This is a genomic window from Streptomyces sp. NPDC058052, from assembly GCF_042885515.1.
Classification (GTDB): domain Bacteria; phylum Actinomycetota; class Actinomycetes; order Streptomycetales; family Streptomycetaceae; genus Streptomyces.
In genome coordinates, this window is the sequence record NZ_JBHVRX010000002.1 from 343,386 (window position 1) to 360,758 (window position 17,373).

General features: G+C 74.0%; 17 protein-coding genes. 8 read left to right on the forward strand and 9 right to left on the reverse strand.

Annotated elements, in window-relative coordinates:
• Positions 1-129 precede the first annotated feature (129 nt).
• Together ACFVU3_RS04145 and ACFVU3_RS04150 are read right to left on the reverse strand one after the other, a co-directional pair.
• A complete protein-coding gene (locus tag ACFVU3_RS04145; protein WP_390063450.1) occupies positions 130-813 on the reverse strand; it encodes a GNAT family N-acetyltransferase in 684 nt (227 codons plus the stop codon).
• Positions 814-1,100: 287 nt separating this feature from the next.
• Positions 1,101-1,802, reverse strand: coding sequence for a ribonuclease H (locus ACFVU3_RS04150; RefSeq protein WP_390063451.1), 702 nt, complete (start codon positions 1,800-1,802; stop codon positions 1,101-1,103).
• Positions 1,803-1,979: 177 nt separating this feature from the next.
• Between ACFVU3_RS04150 and ACFVU3_RS04155 the strand changes: the two genes are divergently transcribed.
• Entirely contained in the window at positions 1,980-2,552 is a 573-nt protein-coding gene (locus ACFVU3_RS04155) for a hypothetical protein (protein WP_390063453.1), read from the forward strand.
• Between the two features lie 615 nt (positions 2,553-3,167).
• Positions 3,168-4,346 (forward strand): YncE family protein, encoded by a 1,179-nt coding sequence (locus ACFVU3_RS04160; RefSeq protein WP_390063454.1) that lies wholly within the window; start codon positions 3,168-3,170, stop codon positions 4,344-4,346.
• A 64-nt stretch (positions 4,347-4,410) separates the two neighbouring features.
• On the opposite strand, the gene ACFVU3_RS04165 is transcribed toward ACFVU3_RS04160, so the two are convergent.
• The gene (locus ACFVU3_RS04165; protein WP_390063455.1) at positions 4,411-5,265 is read right to left on the reverse strand and encodes a class I SAM-dependent methyltransferase; all 855 of its coding nucleotides are present in this window, start codon (positions 5,263-5,265) and stop codon (positions 4,411-4,413) included.
• 152 nt (positions 5,266-5,417) lie between these two features.
• On the opposite strand from ACFVU3_RS04165, the gene ACFVU3_RS04170 reads away from it, so the two are divergent.
• Complete coding sequence (locus ACFVU3_RS04170; protein WP_390063456.1) at positions 5,418-5,999, forward strand: TetR/AcrR family transcriptional regulator; 582 nt, start codon at positions 5,418-5,420, stop codon at positions 5,997-5,999.
• A gap of 23 nt (positions 6,000-6,022) precedes the next feature.
• On the opposite strand, the gene ACFVU3_RS04175 is transcribed toward ACFVU3_RS04170, so the two are convergent.
• Together ACFVU3_RS04175 and ACFVU3_RS04180 are read right to left on the reverse strand one after the other, a co-directional pair.
• Positions 6,023-6,592, reverse strand: a complete 570-nt coding sequence (locus tag ACFVU3_RS04175; RefSeq protein ID WP_390063457.1) for an NADPH-dependent FMN reductase — start codon at positions 6,590-6,592, stop codon at positions 6,023-6,025.
• A 94-nt stretch (positions 6,593-6,686) separates the two neighbouring features.
• Complete coding sequence (locus tag ACFVU3_RS04180; RefSeq protein ID WP_390063459.1) at positions 6,687-8,270, reverse strand: aspartate:alanine exchanger family transporter; 1,584 nt, start codon at positions 8,268-8,270, stop codon at positions 6,687-6,689.
• 57 nt (positions 8,271-8,327) lie between these two features.
• On the opposite strand from ACFVU3_RS04180, the gene ACFVU3_RS04185 reads away from it, so the two are divergent.
• Positions 8,328-9,695 (forward strand): NAD(P)/FAD-dependent oxidoreductase, encoded by a 1,368-nt coding sequence (locus ACFVU3_RS04185; protein WP_390063461.1) that lies wholly within the window; start codon positions 8,328-8,330, stop codon positions 9,693-9,695.
• Between the two features lie 42 nt (positions 9,696-9,737).
• Here the strand turns inward: ACFVU3_RS04185 and ACFVU3_RS04190 are convergent, their stop codons facing one another.
• A complete protein-coding gene (locus ACFVU3_RS04190; protein WP_390063463.1) occupies positions 9,738-10,526 on the reverse strand; it encodes a hypothetical protein in 789 nt (262 codons plus the stop codon).
• Between the two features lie 152 nt (positions 10,527-10,678).
• Here ACFVU3_RS04190 and ACFVU3_RS04195 point away from each other — a divergent pair, with 152 nt between their 5' ends.
• From ACFVU3_RS04195 to ACFVU3_RS04205, 3 genes are all read left to right on the forward strand, one after another.
• Positions 10,679-11,137 carry a GNAT family N-acetyltransferase gene (locus tag ACFVU3_RS04195; RefSeq protein ID WP_390063465.1) on the forward strand — a complete coding sequence of 153 codons (459 nt, stop codon included), beginning with the start codon at positions 10,679-10,681 and terminating at the stop codon, positions 11,135-11,137.
• 90 nt (positions 11,138-11,227) lie between these two features.
• The gene (locus ACFVU3_RS04200; protein WP_390063467.1) at positions 11,228-12,307 is read left to right on the forward strand and encodes a dihydrodipicolinate reductase; all 1,080 of its coding nucleotides are present in this window, start codon (positions 11,228-11,230) and stop codon (positions 12,305-12,307) included.
• Positions 12,304-12,792 (forward strand): carboxymuconolactone decarboxylase family protein, encoded by a 489-nt coding sequence (locus ACFVU3_RS04205; protein WP_390063469.1) that lies wholly within the window; start codon positions 12,304-12,306, stop codon positions 12,790-12,792. The genes ACFVU3_RS04200 and ACFVU3_RS04205 overlap by 4 nt, the downstream gene beginning before the upstream one ends.
• A 68-nt stretch (positions 12,793-12,860) precedes the next feature.
• On the opposite strand, the gene ACFVU3_RS04210 is transcribed toward ACFVU3_RS04205, so the two are convergent.
• The 3 genes from ACFVU3_RS04210 to ACFVU3_RS04220 form a co-directional block, all read right to left on the reverse strand.
• Complete coding sequence (locus ACFVU3_RS04210; RefSeq protein WP_390063471.1) at positions 12,861-14,510, reverse strand: GMC oxidoreductase; 1,650 nt, start codon at positions 14,508-14,510, stop codon at positions 12,861-12,863.
• Positions 14,511-14,592: 82 nt separating this feature from the next.
• Positions 14,593-15,390 (reverse strand): aminoglycoside adenylyltransferase family protein, encoded by a 798-nt coding sequence (locus tag ACFVU3_RS04215; RefSeq protein WP_390063472.1) that lies wholly within the window; start codon positions 15,388-15,390, stop codon positions 14,593-14,595.
• Positions 15,391-15,541: 151 nt separating this feature from the next.
• On the reverse strand, positions 15,542-16,651 hold the full coding sequence (locus tag ACFVU3_RS04220; protein WP_390063474.1) for an asparaginase: 1,110 nt from the start codon (positions 16,649-16,651) through the stop codon (positions 15,542-15,544).
• A gap of 133 nt (positions 16,652-16,784) precedes the next feature.
• On the opposite strand from ACFVU3_RS04220, the gene ACFVU3_RS04225 reads away from it, so the two are divergent.
• Positions 16,785-17,249: an Lrp/AsnC family transcriptional regulator gene (locus tag ACFVU3_RS04225; protein ID WP_390063475.1), complete on the forward strand. Its 465-nt coding sequence runs from the start codon at positions 16,785-16,787 to the stop codon at positions 17,247-17,249.
• Positions 17,250-17,373: the final 124 nt, after the last annotated feature.

Below are 17,373 nucleotides of genomic sequence, written 5' to 3' on the forward strand. Positions count from 1 at the left end.
GGGGTCGCGGTTTCCCGGGCGCCCGGGCGGGGGGGCCCCCACCCGCTGTCCCACACCGGGGTCCCCCCCCCCCCCACACCAAAAACCCCCGCCGCCGCCCCCCCCGCGGGGGGGGGGCCGCGGGGAGGGTCAGGCCGGGAGGAGGTCCTGGAGGGTCCGGCTCCGGCGGGGTGCGCTCAGGCGCAGTTCGATGATGTCCCGGACGGTGGGCCACTCCTCGTCGAGGATCGAGTAGAAGGCCGTGTCCCGGACGGCGCCGTCGAGGCCGCGCGAGTGCGCCCTGCGGATGCCCTCGCAGGTGGCGCCGAGGCGTTCGATGGCGACCCGCGAGCGGGTGTTGCGGGCGTCGGCGCGGAAGGTGATCCGGCGGATGCCCCAGCTCTCGAAGGCGTGGCGGAGCATGAGCAGCTTCGCCTCGGTGTTGATGCCGGTGCCCCGGGCGTCGCCCGCGATCCAGGTGTTGCCGATCTCGGCGGCGTCGGGGATCGCGGTGAGCGGATCCCCGTGGGGATGGCCGGGTGTCGGGGGCCAGACGAGAGGCCCCCGCCAATAGTCGAGTTCGAGGAAGCGTGTGGAGCCGATCACCCGGTCGTCGGCGGTACTGACCAGGGCGAAGGGCAGACAGCGCCCGGCGGCCTGTTCGGCCAGGGCGCGGGCGATGTAGTCGAGCGCGGATTCCAGGCCGTCGGGCACGGGAGTGAAGGCGTAGGCCGATCGGTCCGCCTCGCCGGCCCGCGCAAGGGCTTCGGCGTGCCGCATCGCCAGCGGCTCCAGGCGCACGGAGCGCCCGGTCAGGAGAACAGGTACTGGCACGGAACCTCGGGTCTTTCACGGGCAGGGGTCACTTCCGTCACGACGCTGTGCGCCGGAAGTGAAGGGGGGAATCTCGCCGGGTGCCGATTCACGTCGAAAGACGTGCGATGAGCAGGCAAAACGGTTCGTCACCAGGTGCGAGGAGGAACAGTATGCAGCCACAACAGCTCTGAGAACAGAACCCTGGGAGAACCTGGATCCACGCGCGGGTGAAGCCTGCCGGAGGGGTGCCGGAGGCGGTCTCAGGGGGCGGACAGGGTCGCCCGCCCCTCGGACGGCCTCAGCGCTCAGACGCAGGTGGGATGCCCCCAGCCCTCCGCGTTCTTGGCGATGTTCTCCCCCTTGTCATAGGCACGCCCACACCGGCAGCGGCCCGGAAACTTGGCCTTCAGGGTGCCGCCGGACGGGCGACTCCGGCGGGTGCCGGAGGCACCGGCCCCGCCCGGCGCGGAGGAGCGCGCCCGGGGCGTGCGGGGGGCGGAGGAGCGCGCGGAGGCGGGCTCGGGGTCGGGGAGGGCGGAACCGGCGTCCGATCCCAGGGGCTCCTGCGTACGGGCGCTGTGGCTGGCGGCCCGGTCGGCGGCGTCGTTGAGGGGGTCGCCGTCGGCCTGGTGGGCGGGGGTGTAGACGAAGTCGATGTCCCGGCCGGTGAGCAGGGCGTCGATCCGGACGACCAGGTCCTTGTTGGCCACCGGGGTTCCGGCGGCGGTCTTCCAGCCCTTGCGGCGCCAGCCGGGGAGCCAGGTCGTGACGGCCTTCATGGCGTACTGGGAGTCCATCCGGATCTCCGCGGGGGCCGCCGGGTCGAGGGTCTCCAGGAGCCGTTCCAGGGCAGTGAGTTCGGCCACGTTGTTGGTGGCGCGACCGAGCGGGCCGGCCTCCCAGCGGTCGACGGTGCCGTCCGTCCGGCCGATGACCCAGGCCCAGGCGGCGGGGCCGGGATTCCCCTTGGAGGCGCCGTCGCAGGCGGCGATGATCTTCTCGAGCATCCTTCGATCCTGACACGGGCGGGGGTGTGCTCGGGGCCGTCCGGAGGGCGCTCGCGGGGTCGCCCGGCCGGGTGGCGGCGGGCTCCCCGCGCCACGGGGTGTCAGCGGTTCCCCGTAGACTCGCCGTCTGCCCGCCGGTGGCGGCACCGGCCCAGCTGACAGGAAGCGACGGACTCCATGAACCACGCGGACGGCACCGCACCGATCTACGCCCAGCTCATACGGGAGCGAGGGGACGTTCCCGGTGACGTGCGCCAGACCGCGGAGGAGGTGCTCCGGGACCTGAGCCGTTACATCAAGCTTCCCGCGCCCACGCCGCAGCAGCAGCCGATGGGTGTCGGTGCTCCCGCGGGCATGCCGGGGATGCAGGGGATGCCCGGTCAGCCCGGGATGCAGGGCCGGCCCGGAATGCAGGGGCCGCCCGGAATGCAGGGCCAGCCGGGGATGGGCCAGCCCGGCATGGGTCAGCCGGGAATGGGCCAGCCCGGGATGCAGGGGCAGCCGGGGATGGGCCAGCCCGGCATGCAGGGCCAGCCGGGGATGCAGGGGCAGCCGGGCATGCCTGGTGGCCAGCCGGGCCAGGGGCTCCCGGGAGTGCCCGGACAGCCGGTGCCCGGGCAGGCCGGTCCGGCGGGTCCCGCCGCTCTGCCGGGTCCCTCGGGCATGCAGGGCGCCGGTCCGGTTCCCGGGCAGGGCGGTCCGGGCGGGCACGCCGGGATCGTGGCCATGCGCTCGCTCCCGCAGGGCTGACACCGCCGCCCGACCGGAGGGAGGCGCGGAAGCGAGGGACGCCGGCCGGCACGCGCCTTGTACCTCCACATAGACGACCCGGGGACGGCCGTCGACCGCCTCCGGAAGGCGCTGGGCATCGAGGCCGGCGCCCCGGCCCCCGGCGACCTCGTCTTCGGGCCGCTCCTGGTGACGGGCGCGCACGACACGACGACTACCTCACCGGCGCCCGCGCCCACCCCCACGACTTCCTCCAGTGGCCGGTCGTCCTGGAGTGCGAGGCCCCCCGGGCGCCGCGCCCGCCGCCGCGGTCGATGCCGTGGCAGCCCTGCCGCGGACCCTTGGGGCCTCGGGTACCGGGCCCTCGCCGCGTACGGCTCCGAGCACGAGCTGCCCGGCGCCGGAGGCGGTGCCCGCCCCCCGTACCCGCCCACGCCCCGCGCCGGCGACCGGCACGCTACTGGCGCGCGCGGTCCGCCGGGTCATCCGATCGGCCGACCCCGGGGTCCACCGGAGGGGCCGGGGGGTGTGGACGGCCGGGCGAGGGGGCCGGAGCCCCGGGGGGCGGAGGATCGGGACACGGGAGGGGCCGGTTCGCGCGGCGTCCTCCTCCTGTCCCGTACCGAGGAGCCCGAGATGACGAAGATCCGCCGCCCGTCCCGTACCGCTCGCGTGCTCTTGCCCGCGGCCGTCGCCGGGGTCCTGCTCTCGGGATGCGCCCAGGCCGACGAGGCTCCCGCCGCGACCGGCGCGCCCTCGGCGACGAGCCCCACCGTCACCGTCACTCCCCCGCCGTCCACCGGGCCGGCGCCGTCGGCGACGGCCTCGGCCGGCGCGCGCCCGGCGGCCGGGACGCTGCTCGTCAGCGACTTCGGATCGGACACCGTGACGTTCGTGGACCCCTCGCGCGGGGCCACCGGCTCCGTGGAGGTGGGCACCGCGCCGTACGGGCTGGCCCTGGGGAAGGACGGGCGGGCGTGGGTCGCGACCGCCGAGGGCGTCGCCGTCGTGGACACCGCCGCCCGGAAGCGCCTGGCCCTCGTCCCGTACCGGACCGACACCGGTCCGGTGACCACCGGCGAGTACCGGGGCGGCGGGATGGGCATCGCGCTCTCGCCCGACGGGAAGCGGGTGTACGTGGGGGTGAACGTGCCCGGCGGCAACGGCACCCTGGAGGTGATCGACACCGCGTCCGTGGAGGTCGTGGACGTGGTGGACGTGGGCCGCCGGCCCTTCGACGTGGACGTGAGCCGGGACGGCTCCGCCGTGTACGCGACGAACCACGACTCCTTCGACGTGACCGTCGTCGACGCGGACTCGCTGGAGGCCCGGCGGATCGAGGTCGCCCCGTACGGCACCGAGGGCGGGCTCGGCTCCTGGCTGAAGCCGCACTACACCGCCGTGCGCCCCTCGGACGGAAAGCTGCTGCTGCCGTTCGAGGGCGAGCGGCTGGCCGTCGTGGACCCGGCCACGGGGCGGGTCGCGATCGAGTCCATGACCGCGAACACCCACCAGCACGGGGCGACCGTGGCGCCGGACGGCACGCTCTTCGCCGTCGGCACCGGGCCGATCGACCCGAGCGAGGACCGGGGCCCGTCGCTGACGGTCCGGTCGCCCGAGGGCGTCGAGCGGGTGTACCCGCTCGACGGGCCGCACGAGGACGTGGCCGTGTCGGCGGACGGCGAGTCCGCGTACGTGACCGGCGGCTTCACGCGGGACGGCTACTGGGACGGGATCAGCGTCGTCGATCTCGGCTCGGGCGAGGTGAAGCGCCTCGCGGCCGGCTCGCGGCCGCTGGGCGTGGTCGTCTTCTAGGCCGTTCCTTCCGGTCTTCCGGATCGGGCCGGCAAGGTCCGGGAACGGCCCGGGAGGACGTCCGTCAGGGCCGCTCCGCCGTCACCAGCCATGCCGTGCTCAGGAGCCGGACCGTTCCGCCGGCCGTCTCGTGGGCACGGAGGTGGTCGGTGAGGGCGGTGCGGGCGAGGGCGCGCGCGGGCTCGTCGGCGCCCTCCATCAGGTGGCGGCCGGGGCCGGTGGCCAGCAGGAAGTCCGCCGCGTCGGCCGCGTCCCGGCCCCAGGTGCCGTACGCCCGGCACTCCTCGATCGTGACGCCGCCGAATCCGGCGGCGGTGAGGACGGCGCGGACGTGGTCGGGCACGGCGAGGGAGAACATGCCCGGGAGGCCCGGACGCCCGAAGTCGCCGACGGGGAGGATGCCGCGCAGGGAGGTCATCGCGGTGACCCAGCCGTTGAGCTCCGGGGCGGACGGGCAGACGAGGGCGAGCCGGCCGCCGGGGCGCAGGGCCCGGCCGATGTTGCCGAAGGCGGCTTCGGGGTCGGCGAAGAACATGGCGCCGTACCGGCTGATCGCCGCGTCGAACGGGCCCTCGGCGCTCTGCTCGAAGGGGTGGGTCTGGGCGTCGCCGCGGGTGAAGGTGACGTTTCCGATGCCGGCGGCGGCGGCCCGGGCGCGGGCCTCGGCGAGCATCGGGCCCGACAGGTCGACGCCGAGCGCGTGGCCGCGCGGGGCGCGGAGGGCGGCGAGCCGGGTGGTGTGGCCGGCGCCGCAGCCGATGTCGAGGGTGCGGTGACCGCCGGCGATCCCGGCGGCGTCGAGCAGGGGGGTGTTGAAGCCGTCGTTGACGGCGTTCCAGCGGTCCTGGTGACGGGCCCAGTGGGCTCCCTCGGGGCCGTTCCACGCCTGGTCCTGTGCGGTGTTGACGATGGTGGTCACGACTGCCTCCACGGGCGACAGGGAGAATGGGCAAGCGCCCATTTCTGGACGGCCCACAGTATGGGCGTGTGCCCATTCAGGCAATCCCGTCTACGATCCAGTCAGCCGGACACGGCGGACACGGCAGGGACGAGGGAGAGGACGGCAGGCTCATGTCACCGCGTGGAGTGGCGACGCCGGACGTGCGCGAGCGGCTGTTCGCGGCGGCCGAGCGGGTCGTCGAGAGGGACGGGCCGGGCGCGCTCACCAGCCGGTCCGTGACCACCGAGGCGGGCTGCGCGAAGGGGCTGCTGCACGCCCACTTCGCGGGGTTCGACGAGTTCGTGGCCGAGCTGTGCCTCGACCGCTTCGCCCGGACCGCAGTCAAGGCCCGGGCGCTCGCCGGGCTCGTGGGCCGCGGCTCGGTCTCCGGGAACCTCGACGCCGTCGTCCTCGCCCTCTTCGACTCCGGCGGCCCCGCCGTCTCCGGCCTCGCCATGGCCCGCCCCGCCGCCGCGCTCCGGGTCCGCGAGGCGCTGGAGGCCGGCGCGCCGGGCTTCGCGGCGATCGAGGAGGCCGTCGCCGGCTATCTGGAGGCCGAGCGCGGCCTCGGCCGCGTCCCGGCCGCCCTCGACCCGGCCGTCGTGGCCCTCGCCCTCGTCGGCACCGGCCACCACCTGCTGATGACCACCTGGCCGGACTCCCCCGACCCCCGCCCGGCGGTACGGCGGCTGATCGCCACCCTGATTCCCTGACCCCCCAGCACCCCCAGGCCCCTCTAGCTCCGGGGCAGGACCGTCAGGACGCGTTCGATGAACGCCTTGAAATCGCTCATGAAGTCCGCGAGGAACTGCTGGGTCGTCGGGTCGGTGACCTCGCCGTCCTCGGAGAAGAGACCCGGCGTGAACTGGATGTACGCCTCGGGGGCGTTCATCTGCGGGGAGTTGCAGAAGCTCAGCACCGAGCGGAGGCTCTGCTGGGCCACGGCGGTGCCGATCTTGCCCGGGGAGGCGCCGATGACGGCGGACGGCTTGTGGGTGAAGGAGTTGGTGCCCCAGGGGCGGCTGGCCCAGTCGATGGCGTTCTTGAGACCGCCCGGGATGGAACGGTTGTACTCCGGCGTCACGAAGAGGACCGCGTCGACGGACGCGATCGCCTCCTTGAGGGCCTTGCCCTCCGGCGGGTAGTCGGCGTCGAAGTCGTGGTTGTACAGCGGGAGGTCCTTGATGGGGATCTCGCGGAACTCCAGGCCGGGCGGAGCGACCCGGAGCAGGGCCCTGGAGAGGATCCGGTTGATCGACTTCTGCGACAGGCTGCCGACGAAGTATCCGACCTGGTACGTGGTCATGGTGCCGTTCCGCCTTCCGTGCGGGGTCCCCGGCAACGTAACCCGGGCACCGGGACCGGGCGACCGGAGGCCGGGACCCCGCCGGGACCGGCCGTCAGAGGCCGACGATCAGCTGGATGCAGACGATCTTCACCAGGATGGCGAGGGCGAAGAGGGTGGCGTACCCGGTGTTCACCCGGCTGTCGGAGACACGGCTGTTGGCGTACGCGGTGATGGCCGGGTTGCCTACGTAGCCGGCGAGCAGGCCCATCGTGCGGGGACGGCTCTGGCCGAGCAGTCGGCAGACCAGGACCATCAGGGCGTAGCTGAGGACCGCGCCGGCGGCGAGGACGGCGAGGAGCTTGAGGCCGAAGAGGGAGAAGGCGTCGCGGCGGAAGGCGTAGCCGGAGGTGAGTCCGACGCAGGCGAGGAAGACGAGCAGGCCGATCTGGCGCAGGGTCAGGTTGGCGCGGGTCGGCAGGACCCAGACGAGGGGGCCGGTGCGGCGGAGCCGGCCGAGGACCATCGCCATCACGAGGGGGCCGGCGGCGGTGCCGAGGGAGAGGACCGTGGAGCCGAGGGTGAGCTTGGGGATGCCGATGAGGAAGCCGGCGGCGAGGCCGAGGCCCATGCTCACGGCGCTGACCTCGCTGACCTTGGCCTCGGTGTCCCCCAGGTAGGCGGAGACCTCCGCGGTGCGCTCGCGGGGCATGGCGACGCGGATCCGGTCGTCCAGCTGGAGCAGCAGGTCGTCGTGGGCGAGGAGTTCCTGGTCGCCGCGGCGGACCCGGGTGGCGCGGGCGCCGAAGCGGTCGGCGAGGCCGAGCTCGGCGACGGTGCGGGCGGCGAGGTCGGGGTTGGTGAGCAGGATGCGGCGGTAGTCGACGACGTCGCGGTGGTGGAGCAGGTGCTCGGGCGCCTCGGTGCCGAGGGCGGCGACGCCGGCGGCGACCGCCTCGGGGCCGCCGACGAGGACGAGCGCGTCGCCGGGGGCGAGCGGGCCCGGGTCGCCGGTGACGATGTGGACGACGGAGCCGGCCGGGCGGTGCGCGCTGGCGAGGAGTTCGCCGGAGGCGACGCCGGGGACGTCGGCCCAGGCCGCCGGCCGGGTGATGTCGACCGTCCGGGAGACGAGCCGGTCGGGCAGGCCGGTGCCCGGGTCGCGGCGGCCGGGCCAGTTCCGCGCGGCCGCGACGGCGGCGACGAAGAGGATCGTGAGGACGACGGCGAGCGGGTAGCCGATCGCGTAGCCCGTGGCGGCCTGGGTGGGGTCGTCCGAGGCGGCCTGGGCGGCGGCGAGGCCGGGCGTGGTGGTGCCGATGCCGGCGTACCCGCCCGCGAGATAAGGGCCGTCGATGCCGAGCAGCCCGCTCCCGATCAGTCCGACGGCGAGCGCGGTGAGGACCAGCGCGACGACGGCGCCGAGCATCACGGCGAGCTGGGGCCGCAGTTCGCGGAAGAAGGCCGGCCCCGCCTCCAGGCCCACCGTGTAGACGTACAGCGCGAGGCCGAGGACCGAGAGCCCGGCGGGGACGGCCGGGCCGACGTCCGGGTCCAGGGCCCCGACCAGCAGTCCGACGAAGAGCACACCGGCCGCGCCGAGCTTCACGGGACCGAAGCGGACCATGCCGAAGAGCGATCCTGCCGCAATGACGATAAAAAGGGTGAACCACGGATAGTCAGCGAAAAATTGCCACATGTGCCTATGCAGTCATAGGCGAAGGCACTTTGCACGCTCATAGGGAAGGCGGCAAGCGTGACGCGACCGAGGATCCTCGTGGTGGGCGCCGGTTTCGCCGGAGTGGGCTGTGTGAAGCGGCTCGAACGGCGGCTCACGGAGCGGGAGGCGCGCATCACGCTGCTCTCGCCCTTCTCGTACCAGCTCTATCTGCCGCTGCTCCCCCAGGTGGCGGCGGGCGTCCTGACGCCGCAGTCGGTGGCGCTGTCGCTGCGGCGCAGCCAGAAGCACCGGACGCGGATCGTGCCGGGCGGCGCGGTGGGCGTGGACACGGTGGCGAAGGCCGTGGTGGTGCGGACGATCTCCGGCGAGTACGACGTGGAGCCGTACGACCATCTGGTGCTCGCCCCCGGCAGCGTCACCCGGACCTTCGACATCCCGGGGCTCGCCGACCACGCCCGGGGCATGAAGACGCTGGCCGAGGCGGTCTACGTCCGGGACCACGTCATCGCCCAGCTGGACCTGGCGGACGCGAGCGACGACGAGGCCGAGCGGGCCGCGCGGCTCCAGTTCGTCGTGGTCGGCGGCGGGTACGCGGGCACCGAGACGGCGGCCTGCCTCCAGCTGCTCACCCACAACGCGGTCAAACGCTATCCCCGTCTCGACCCGGCGCTCATCAAGTGGCACCTGGTGGACATCGCGCCCAGGCTGATGCCCGAGCTCGGCGACAAGCTCGGCGCGGCCGCCATGGACATCCTCACCAAGCGGGGCATCCAGGTCTCGCTGGGGGTGTCGGTGGCCTCGGTGGACGACGAGGCCGTCACCCTGACGGACGGGCGGGTGCTGCCCTGCCGGACGCTCATCTGGACGGCCGGCGTGGCCGCGAGCCCGCTGGTCGCGACGGTCGGCGCGGAGACCGTGCGCGGCCGGCTGGTGGCGTCGGCCGAGATGCGGGTGCCGGGGGTCGAGGGGGTGTGGGCGCTCGGCGACGCGGCGGCCGTCCCGGACCTCGCCAAGGGCGAGGAGGGCGCGATCTGTCCGCCGACGGCCCAGCACGCGATGCGGCAGGGCAAGGCGCTCGCCGACAACCTGGTGGCGACGCTGCGCGGCGAGCCGCTGCGCCCGTACACCCACAAGGACCTGGGTCTGGTGGTGGACCTGGGCGGGATGGACGGGGTGTCGAAGCCGCTGGGGGTGGAGCTGCACGGGCCCGCGGCGCAGGCCGTGGCGCGCGGCTACCACTGGGCGGCGCTGCGGACCAATGTGGCGAAGACCCGGGTGATGACGAACTGGCTGCTGAACGCGGTGGCCGGGGACGACTACGTGCGGACCGGGTTCCTGGCCTCGAAGGCGGGGACGCTGCGCGACTTCGAGTACACCGACGCCTATCTGACGCCGGACCAGATCCGGCTGCACACGGGGGCGTTCAGGGGAGCGGTCGGCTGATCCCGCTCCCCCGGGCCCCACGGCCGGCCCCCGGCTCCCCGCTCAGCGGGCGAGCACGGGGGCCGGTCCCATGACGACGACGGGTTCGGCGGCCGGGTCGAGGGCGACCAGCAGGGTGCGCAGGTCGTCGCGGTGGAGGGTGACGCACGCCTGGGTGGGGCCGCCGTGGTCGACGTGGATCCACACGCCGCCGCCCTTGCCGGCGCCGAGCGGACGCTCCTTGTCGAGCGGGGTGCGGCCGGGGACGCGGTTGTAGTCGATGGCGATGACGTGGTCGAAGGAGCCTTCGAGGGATTCGCCGAGGAAGCCGGTGCCGCTGATGGCGAACTCGGGGTCCTCGTCGTAGGGGATCCGGGCGCCGGGGTCGGGCAGGCGTCCGCCGGCGTCGCCGATGCGGTAGACGCCGATGGGGGTGCGCAGGTCGCCGGCGGAGTGGTCGGCGGTCCAGCCCTTGAGGGCGTTGTGCGCGGACCAGGGGCCGCCGGCCTCGTACCAGCGTCCGCCGGGGGCGCGCTGGTGGAGGACGACGGTGGCGGTGTTGCTGTTCTCGGTGTCGCCGGTGACGACGAGGGCCTGGGTGGTGCCGTCGGGGACGCGGGCCTGGGTGACGGGGCCGATGCCGGGGATGCGCGGGGGCGCAGCGGGGCGGGCGTCGGTGGCCTCGGCCTCCCCGGCCCGGGCGGCTCCGGCGGGGGGATTCGCCGCGGCGGGCGCGGACGTCGGGGGCGGGGCGTGCGGCTCGGGGTGCGCGCAGCCGGTGAGCAGCAGGGCGGCGCACAGGGTGCCGGCGCCGAGGAGCGCGGGGGCGCCCTTGCGGACGAAGGCGGGCATGGGAAGGCATCCTCCTGGCCGGGGGCAGTGGAGCGATCCGTACCCGTTCGGCGGGCGGCGCTGCGCGGGAGGGCGGCGGCCCACCCGTACGGCGGAGCGGGCGGCGGCGGAAAGCGGTTGACCGCCGGCCCGGGGCGCGGTTGGGTGCCGGGATGAGCGATCTTGAGGGGTACGGGGAGCTGCGGGTCGTCCCGGCGGCGGGCGAGCGCGAGCTGGCCGACTGGCGGACGGTGCACAACACGATCATCCCGACGGCGGTGCTGTCGGCGGACGAGGTGCGCGAGCGGGCCGGGCGGAACCGGCTGGAGGTGGCCTATCTCGACGGGGTGGCGGTGGGCTGTTCCACGGTGCGGCCGCCCGACGAGGAGACGCCGGCGGCGACGGTGATCGCGCGGATCCTGCCCGGGTACCGGCGGCGGGGCTTCGGGACGACGCTCTACGAGCAGGGTCTGGCGCACGCCCGGACGCTGAGCGGCGCGGGGGTCGAGACGGTGGTGCTGGCGTCGAACGAGGAGGGGCTGCGGTTCGCGCTCGCGCGGGGCTTCGCGGAGGTGGAGCGGTATGTGCTGCCGGGTGACACGATCCCGTTCGTGACCCTGCGGCTCGCCTGATCTCCTTCTCCGCACAGCAGATCTGACTGAACGTCAGATCGTGCTGCCGCGGGTCTGGGAACCTCGCTCCCCCGGCGCTACCCTCCGCGCATGATACGGACGGTGGTGTGGGGAACCGGAAATGTCGGGCGTGCGGCCATCCGGGCCGTGGACGCCCATCCCGGGCTCGAACTCGCGGCGGTGCTGGTCTCCGACCCGGCGAAGGTGGGCCGGGACGCGGGGCCGCTCGCGGGGCTCGGGCACGACCTCGGCGTGGCCGCGACGGACGACGTCGGCGCGGTCCTCGGCACACGCCCGGGGGCCGTGGTGTACGCGGCCTCCGGCGACGTGCGGCCGGACGGGGCCCTGGAGGACGTGGTGCGGGCGGTCGCGGCGGGCGCGGTGGTGGTGACGCCGTCGCTCTACCCGCTGTACGACCCGCGCAACGCGCCGCCGGAGTTCCGCGATCCGGTGCTCGCGGCGGTGGCCGAGGGCGGCGGGTCGCTCTTCGCCTCCGGGGTGGACCCGGGCTGGGGCAACGACGTGCTGCCGCTGCTGGTCAGCGGGCTGGGCACGACCGTGGACGCCGTCCGCTGCCAGGAGATCTTCGACTACTCGACGTACGAGCAGGAGTTCTCCGTGCGCGAGCTGATCGGGATGGGCAAGCCGCTCGACCACGAGCCGCCGATGCTCTTCCCCTCGGTCCCGACCATGGTGTGGGGCGGGCAGATCCGGCTGATGGCGCGGGCGCTCGGCGCCGAGGTGGAGGAGATCCGCGAGACGGTGGACCGGCGTCCGCTCGAGGCGACGGTGAAGACCCGGACCATGGGCGTCTTCGAGAAGGGCACGCAGGGCGCGGTCCGTTTCGAGGTGCAGGGGATCGTCGGCGGCGAGCCGCGGATCGTGATCGAGCACGTGACCCGGATCCATCCGTCCTGCGCGCCGGACTGGCCGGTGCCGCCGGACGGCGCCGGGGCGCACCGGGTGATCGTCGAGGGCCGGCCGCGCATCGAGGTGACGGTGGCGGCCACCGACGAGGACGAGAACCGGGCGGCCGGCGGGAACGCCACGGCGGTCGGCCGTCTGGTGGGGGCCATCGACTGGCTGGCCGCGGCGGAGCCGGGGCTGTACGACGCGCTGGACGTGCCGATACGCCCGGCGGTGGGGAAGCTGGGAAGGAGACCACGGTGATCATCGACATTCCCGAGGGGCAGGAGCCGATCGGGTACGTGTGGGGCGACATGGTCCCGGAGATCGGGACGGCGGCGGCGAACTTCTCGTTGTCGGTGTACGCGCACACGTCCCTGGGACTGCGCGAGTTCGAAGCGGCGCGGCTGCGGATCGCGCAGATCAACGGCTGCCACTTCTGTCTGGACTGGCGGACGGACCGGGACGGCGAGAAGGTCGAGGAGGGCTTCGACGCGGTGGTCGCGGCCTGGCGGACGACCGAGGTGTCCGACGCCTTCGACGCGCGGACCCGGCTCGCGGCGGAGTACGCGGAGCGGTACGCGCTCGACCACCACGGCCTGGACGAGGAGTTCTGGGCGCGGATGACCGCGCACTACAGCCAGGCGGAGATCGTGGAGCTGACGATGAGCCTGGGCTCGTGGCTGGCCTTCGGCCGGCTGAACCGGGTGCTGGGGCTCGACGAGGTGTGCGTGCTGCCGACGGGATGAGGCCCGCGGTCCGTACGTGGGGCCGGCCGGTTCTCGAACCGGCCGGCCCTCGTGCGTGCGGGGCACGCTCAGAAGTCCTCGGCGATGATGCGCTCGATGTTGCGCTCGGCGAGGGCCGTGATGGTGACGAAGGGGTTGACGCTGGTGTTGCCGGGGATCAGGGCGCCGTCGATGACGTAGAGGCCCTGGTAGCCGTGGAGGCGGCCGTGGTTGTCGGTGGCCCGGTCGAGGACGGCGCCGCCGAGGGGGTGGTAGGTGAGGTGGTCGCCCCAGATCTTGTAGGCGCCGAAGAGGTCGGTGCGGTAGATCGTCCCCTCCTTGGCGTTGATCTTGTCGAAGATGGACTTCGCCATGTCGATGGAGGACTGCTTCCAGGCCCGGTCCCAGCTGAGGTCCACCTTGCCGGTGGCCGGGTTCCAGGTGAACTCGGCGCGGTGCGGGGTGCGGGTGATGGAGAGGTAGAAGGAGGCGTAGGTCTCGATGCCGGTGGGCAGCGGGGCGACCTCCGCGAAGGCTCCGCCGGCGTTCCAGTTGTCGATGCCCGCGGTGGGCATGGCGGACTGGAGCTTTCCGGTGGGGTCCCACATGTGGTTGGCCCGGCCGCACATGACGTTGCCGTTGTCCCCCCAGCCCTTGCCGATGTGCTCGTTGAGGCCGGGCAGGGCTCCGGTGGCCTTGAGCCGGGTGAGGAGCTTGCTGGTGCCGACGCTGCCCGCGGCGAAGAAGACGCGGTCGGCGCGGACGGTCTTGGTGGCGAGGGTGGCGCCGGTGGTGTCGATCTGGTCGATGGCGACCGTGTAGCCGCCGGCGGCGGCCGGGGTGACCGAGGTGACGCGGTGGAGGGCGGAGACGGTGACCCGGCCGGTGGCGGCGGCCTGGGCGAGGTAGGTCTTCTGGAGGCTCTTCTTGCCGTGGTTGTTGCCGTAGATGACCTCGCCGTCCAGGGCGGACTTCGGTACGGCTCCGGCGGCCTCCTGCTTCATGTAGTCCCAGTCGTAGACGTTGGGCACGAAGACGAAGGGGAAGCCGGAGCGCTGGGCGTGCTTGCGGCCCACGCGCGCGTACTGGTAGGCGGGCGTGCTCTCCCACCAGCTCTCGTCGACCGAGGTGACGCCGAGGCCCGCGTTGGCGCGCGGGTAGTAGGTGGCGTACATCTCGGCCGGGTCGACGGTCGGGAGGATCGCCGGGAAGCGCTCGCGGAGCGGGGTGACGGCCATGCCGCCGTTCACGAGCGAGCCGCCACCGATGCCGCGGCCCTGGTAGACGGTGATGCCGGCGAAGTCCTCGGCGTCGAGGATGCCGGTGTGCCGGGGCACGTCCTTGTCGAGGGGGAAGCCGAGGAACTGGCTCAGCGGCTGCTTGGTGCGGGTGCGCAGCCAGAAGGAGCGGTAGTCGGGCTTGGTGGTGTTGGCGAAGACCTTGCCGTCGGGGCCGGTGGCGTCCCAGGCCATGCCCATCTCGATCATGTGGACGTCGACGCCGGCGCGGGCGAGGCGGAGGGCGGCGACGGAGCCGCCGTACCCGGTGCCGACGACGAGGGCGCGGACGTGGGACCCGTCGGGGATGGGACAGACGTTCAGGCCGGGCACCTCGGCGCGGGCCGGGGTGGCGAGGCCGCCGGCGAGGGCGGCGGCGCCGAGAACGGAACCTGTTCCGGTCAGGAAGCGTCGGCGACTGACTCCGTGAATTCCCTGGGCGGACAGGGAGAGTTCACTCATGTGATCTTCCTCACTCGCGAGTGAATGGGAACACGTTCTACGACCGTCCGCCGAGGAAGTCACGAGAAACCGACGGGTAACTTCAGGCCGAATACGCCCTCTTGATCGCCCCGGCGACGTACGCCGCGTGAGCCCGCGCCGCGGGCAGCTCCTCCGCCCAGGAGCCGTACTCCCCCGCCAGATACTGGGCTCGGGCGGCCACCAGCACCGGCCGGTGCTCCGCCGGCAGCTCCGGCAGCAGCGCCGCGGCGGCCTCGTCCTTCGACCGGATCCGGCCGTCGCGCAGGGTGGTGAGGATCCGGGCCAGGGTGAGCAGGACGTTGCGGGTGTCGCCGTCGAGATCGGCGAGGAGGCCGGGCACGCCCGCGACGATCGCGGCCCGCAGGTCGGCCTCCGGGACCGGGTCGAAGAGCCCCGACGGGAGCGGGCCCCGCAGCGAGACGTCCCCGGCACGTGCCATGGCGATGAGCGGGGCCAGGTCGGGACAGGGCGCGGGCGCGGGGGTGAGCCCGGCCTCGAAGTCGTCGCGCAGCCATTCGCCGTAGAGGTACTCGCAGACCGGCGGGTACCGCCAGGGGCGGACGTCGGCGTGGACCACCAGGCTCAGCTCGACGGGCCGCGCGGGACCGTCGTACGCCCGCGCGCCGGAGACGGCGAGGAGGGCGTCGGTGAGGGCGCGGCGCTCGGCCTCGGTGGTGCGCCGCTCCAGGACGACGAGGACGTCGACGTCGCTGGTCGGCCGCAGCCCGCCGAGGACGGCGGAGCCGTGCGCGCAGGCGGCCAGGACGGCCCGTTCGCCCAGGACGTCGCGGACGAGGCGGACGACGTGGTGGGCCTGCTCGGTGGCGTCGGGGGTGCCGGTGGGGTCGGCGTCGGACACGGGGGCTCCTGGGTCGGCGGCGGACGCGGGGTCCGTCACCGTACCGGGGCCGGGGCGCGGCCCCGGCGTGGCCGGGGCGGCGGGTTGTTTCCGGCTCGCGGGCGGAGGAGGGGAAGTCGACGCCCGCGAGCCGGTGATCCAGGGGAGGCCGTCAGGCGCGGGCCGGGACCGGCGCGGCCTCGCGGGAGGTGCCGGTGGCGAGCGCGGGCTCGGTGCGGACCGGGCCTTCGAGGAGGCGGCGCAGGAGGGCGGTGCGGCGGGCCGGGTCGTCGCCGTCGGTCTCGGCGAGCAGGGCGGCGAGGACGGCGATGCGGGCCTGGCCGGCCCGGAGGGTGCCGGTGAGCAGGCCGCCCGCGGCGACCAGGTCGACGGCGCCGCCGCCGGTGTAGATCTCGGCGAGCGGGCCGGCCGGGACGCGGGTGGTGACGGCGACGAGGACGCCCCGGGCGGTGGCGTCGGCGACGGCCTCGGCGATCTCCGGGGTGGCGTTGCCGGCGCCGGTGGCGACGAGCACGATGCCGCGGGCCCCGGCGGCGAGGGCGGCGTCGAAGTGCAGCCGGTCGCCGTCGGTGTGGTGGAGGACGATGTCCACGCGGGGCAGTCCGCCGCGGCCCGTGGCGTCCGGGTCGGCGGTGCGGGCGGCGTCCGGCAGCGGGAGGACGGCCGGCCGGTCGGGCAGGCGCTCGACGTCGACGCGGGAGAAGCCCACCCGGCCCAGCCGGTCGGCCGAGGGGTCGGAGAAGGCGTCGGCGGCCAGGGTCTGGGTCTTCACCGTGCCGCGGGCGGCGTGGACGCGGCCGTCGAAGACGACGAGGACGCCGAGGTCGCGGACGGTGGCGGCGACCTGGAGGGCGTCGTACAGGTTGCCGGGGCCGTCGCCGTCGCCGGTGCCGAAGGGCCGCTGGGCGCCGGTGAGGACGACCGGGCGGGGGTCGGCGTGGTGGAGGTCCAGGAGGAAGGCTGTCTCCTCCAGGGTGTCGGTGCCGTGGGTGACGACGATGCCGTCGACGCCGGGGTCCGTCAGGGTCTCGTGGACCGTGCGGAGCAGCGCGAGCTGGTGGGCCGCGGTGAGGAGCGAGCTGTTGACGTTGAACAGGTCGCGGACCTCGACGCTCACGCCCTCGGGGAGCGGGGCGGTGGCGAGGACGTCGTCGCCGGAGGCGTCGGCCGCGTAGCCGGTGCCCTGCCAGCGGCTGGCGATCGTGCCGCCGGTGCTGATGACGACGATCCGCCGCGGGGTCCCGTCGTTCGTCCGCTGCATGTCCGCCGCCTCTCCGTGCTCTGGCTTCCGTCTCCGGCTTCCGTGGTCGCGTCGGCAACCGTAGACCAAAGGAGTGAGCAGACGATTGCCAATGCCCGCGCAGAAATGTTTCAGCGTGGCAGATAATTGCGCCATGGACCGAATCGATCTCCACATCTTGCGCGAGCTCCAGCAGGACGGCCGGCTGAGCAACCAGGAGCTGGCCCAGCGGGTCGGCCTGAGCCCCTCCCCCTGCCTGCGCCGGGTGCGCCAGCTGGAACAGGACGGGGTGATCCGGGGCTACCGGGCGGTGATCGACCCGGAGGCGGTGGGGCGGGGCTTCGAGGTGCTGGTCTCGGTCGAGGTGAAGCGGGACCGGGAGACGGTGGAGGCGTTCGAGGAGGCGCTCCAGTCGATCCCGGACGTGATCGAGGCGTACCGGCTCTTCGGCAGCCCGGGCTGCCTGCTGCGGATCGCGGTCGCGGACCTGTCGGCGTACGAGCGGCTGTGGATCGAGCAGCTGACGGCGCTGGCCGGGGTCACCGAGGTGAACTCGCAGATCATCATGAAGCGGATCAAGGAGCCGAAGGGGATGCCGGTGGACCTCCGGGGCACCTGAGGCGGAAGTGGCGCGACCCGCCCGCCGGCGGCCGCCATGTATGCGAGAACGTCACCGAATGGCTCTTTGTCCGTAACACGACAAGCCCCTCCCACGTGCCAATCTCCCGGATGACACGCAGTCA

What these genes read in the sequence shown, in the direction of transcription:
- ACFVU3_RS04220 (WP_390063474.1), bottom strand. Translation starts at nt 16,651, where the DNA reads ATGCAGCGGACGAACGACGGGACCCCGCGGCGGATCGTCGTCATCAGC.
- ACFVU3_RS04155 (WP_390063453.1), top strand. Translation starts at nt 1,980, where the DNA reads ATGAACCACGCGGACGGCACCGCACCGATCTACGCCCAGCTCATACGG.
- ACFVU3_RS04160 (WP_390063454.1), top strand. Translation starts at nt 3,168, where the DNA reads ATGACGAAGATCCGCCGCCCGTCCCGTACCGCTCGCGTGCTCTTGCCC.
- ACFVU3_RS04225 (WP_390063475.1), top strand. Translation starts at nt 16,785, where the DNA reads ATGGACCGAATCGATCTCCACATCTTGCGCGAGCTCCAGCAGGACGGC.
- ACFVU3_RS04170 (WP_390063456.1), top strand. Translation starts at nt 5,418, where the DNA reads ATGTCACCGCGTGGAGTGGCGACGCCGGACGTGCGCGAGCGGCTGTTC.
- ACFVU3_RS04210 (WP_390063471.1), bottom strand. Translation starts at nt 14,510, where the DNA reads ATGAGTGAACTCTCCCTGTCCGCCCAGGGAATTCACGGAGTCAGTCGC.
- ACFVU3_RS04180 (WP_390063459.1), bottom strand. Translation starts at nt 8,270, where the DNA reads ATGTGGCAATTTTTCGCTGACTATCCGTGGTTCACCCTTTTTATCGTC.
- ACFVU3_RS04195 (WP_390063465.1), top strand. Translation starts at nt 10,679, where the DNA reads ATGAGCGATCTTGAGGGGTACGGGGAGCTGCGGGTCGTCCCGGCGGCG.
- ACFVU3_RS04190 (WP_390063463.1), bottom strand. Translation starts at nt 10,526, where the DNA reads ATGCCCGCCTTCGTCCGCAAGGGCGCCCCCGCGCTCCTCGGCGCCGGC.
- ACFVU3_RS04150 (WP_390063451.1), bottom strand. Translation starts at nt 1,802, where the DNA reads ATGCTCGAGAAGATCATCGCCGCCTGCGACGGCGCCTCCAAGGGGAAT.
- ACFVU3_RS04175 (WP_390063457.1), bottom strand. Translation starts at nt 6,592, where the DNA reads ATGACCACGTACCAGGTCGGATACTTCGTCGGCAGCCTGTCGCAGAAG.
- ACFVU3_RS04200 (WP_390063467.1), top strand. Translation starts at nt 11,228, where the DNA reads ATGATACGGACGGTGGTGTGGGGAACCGGAAATGTCGGGCGTGCGGCC.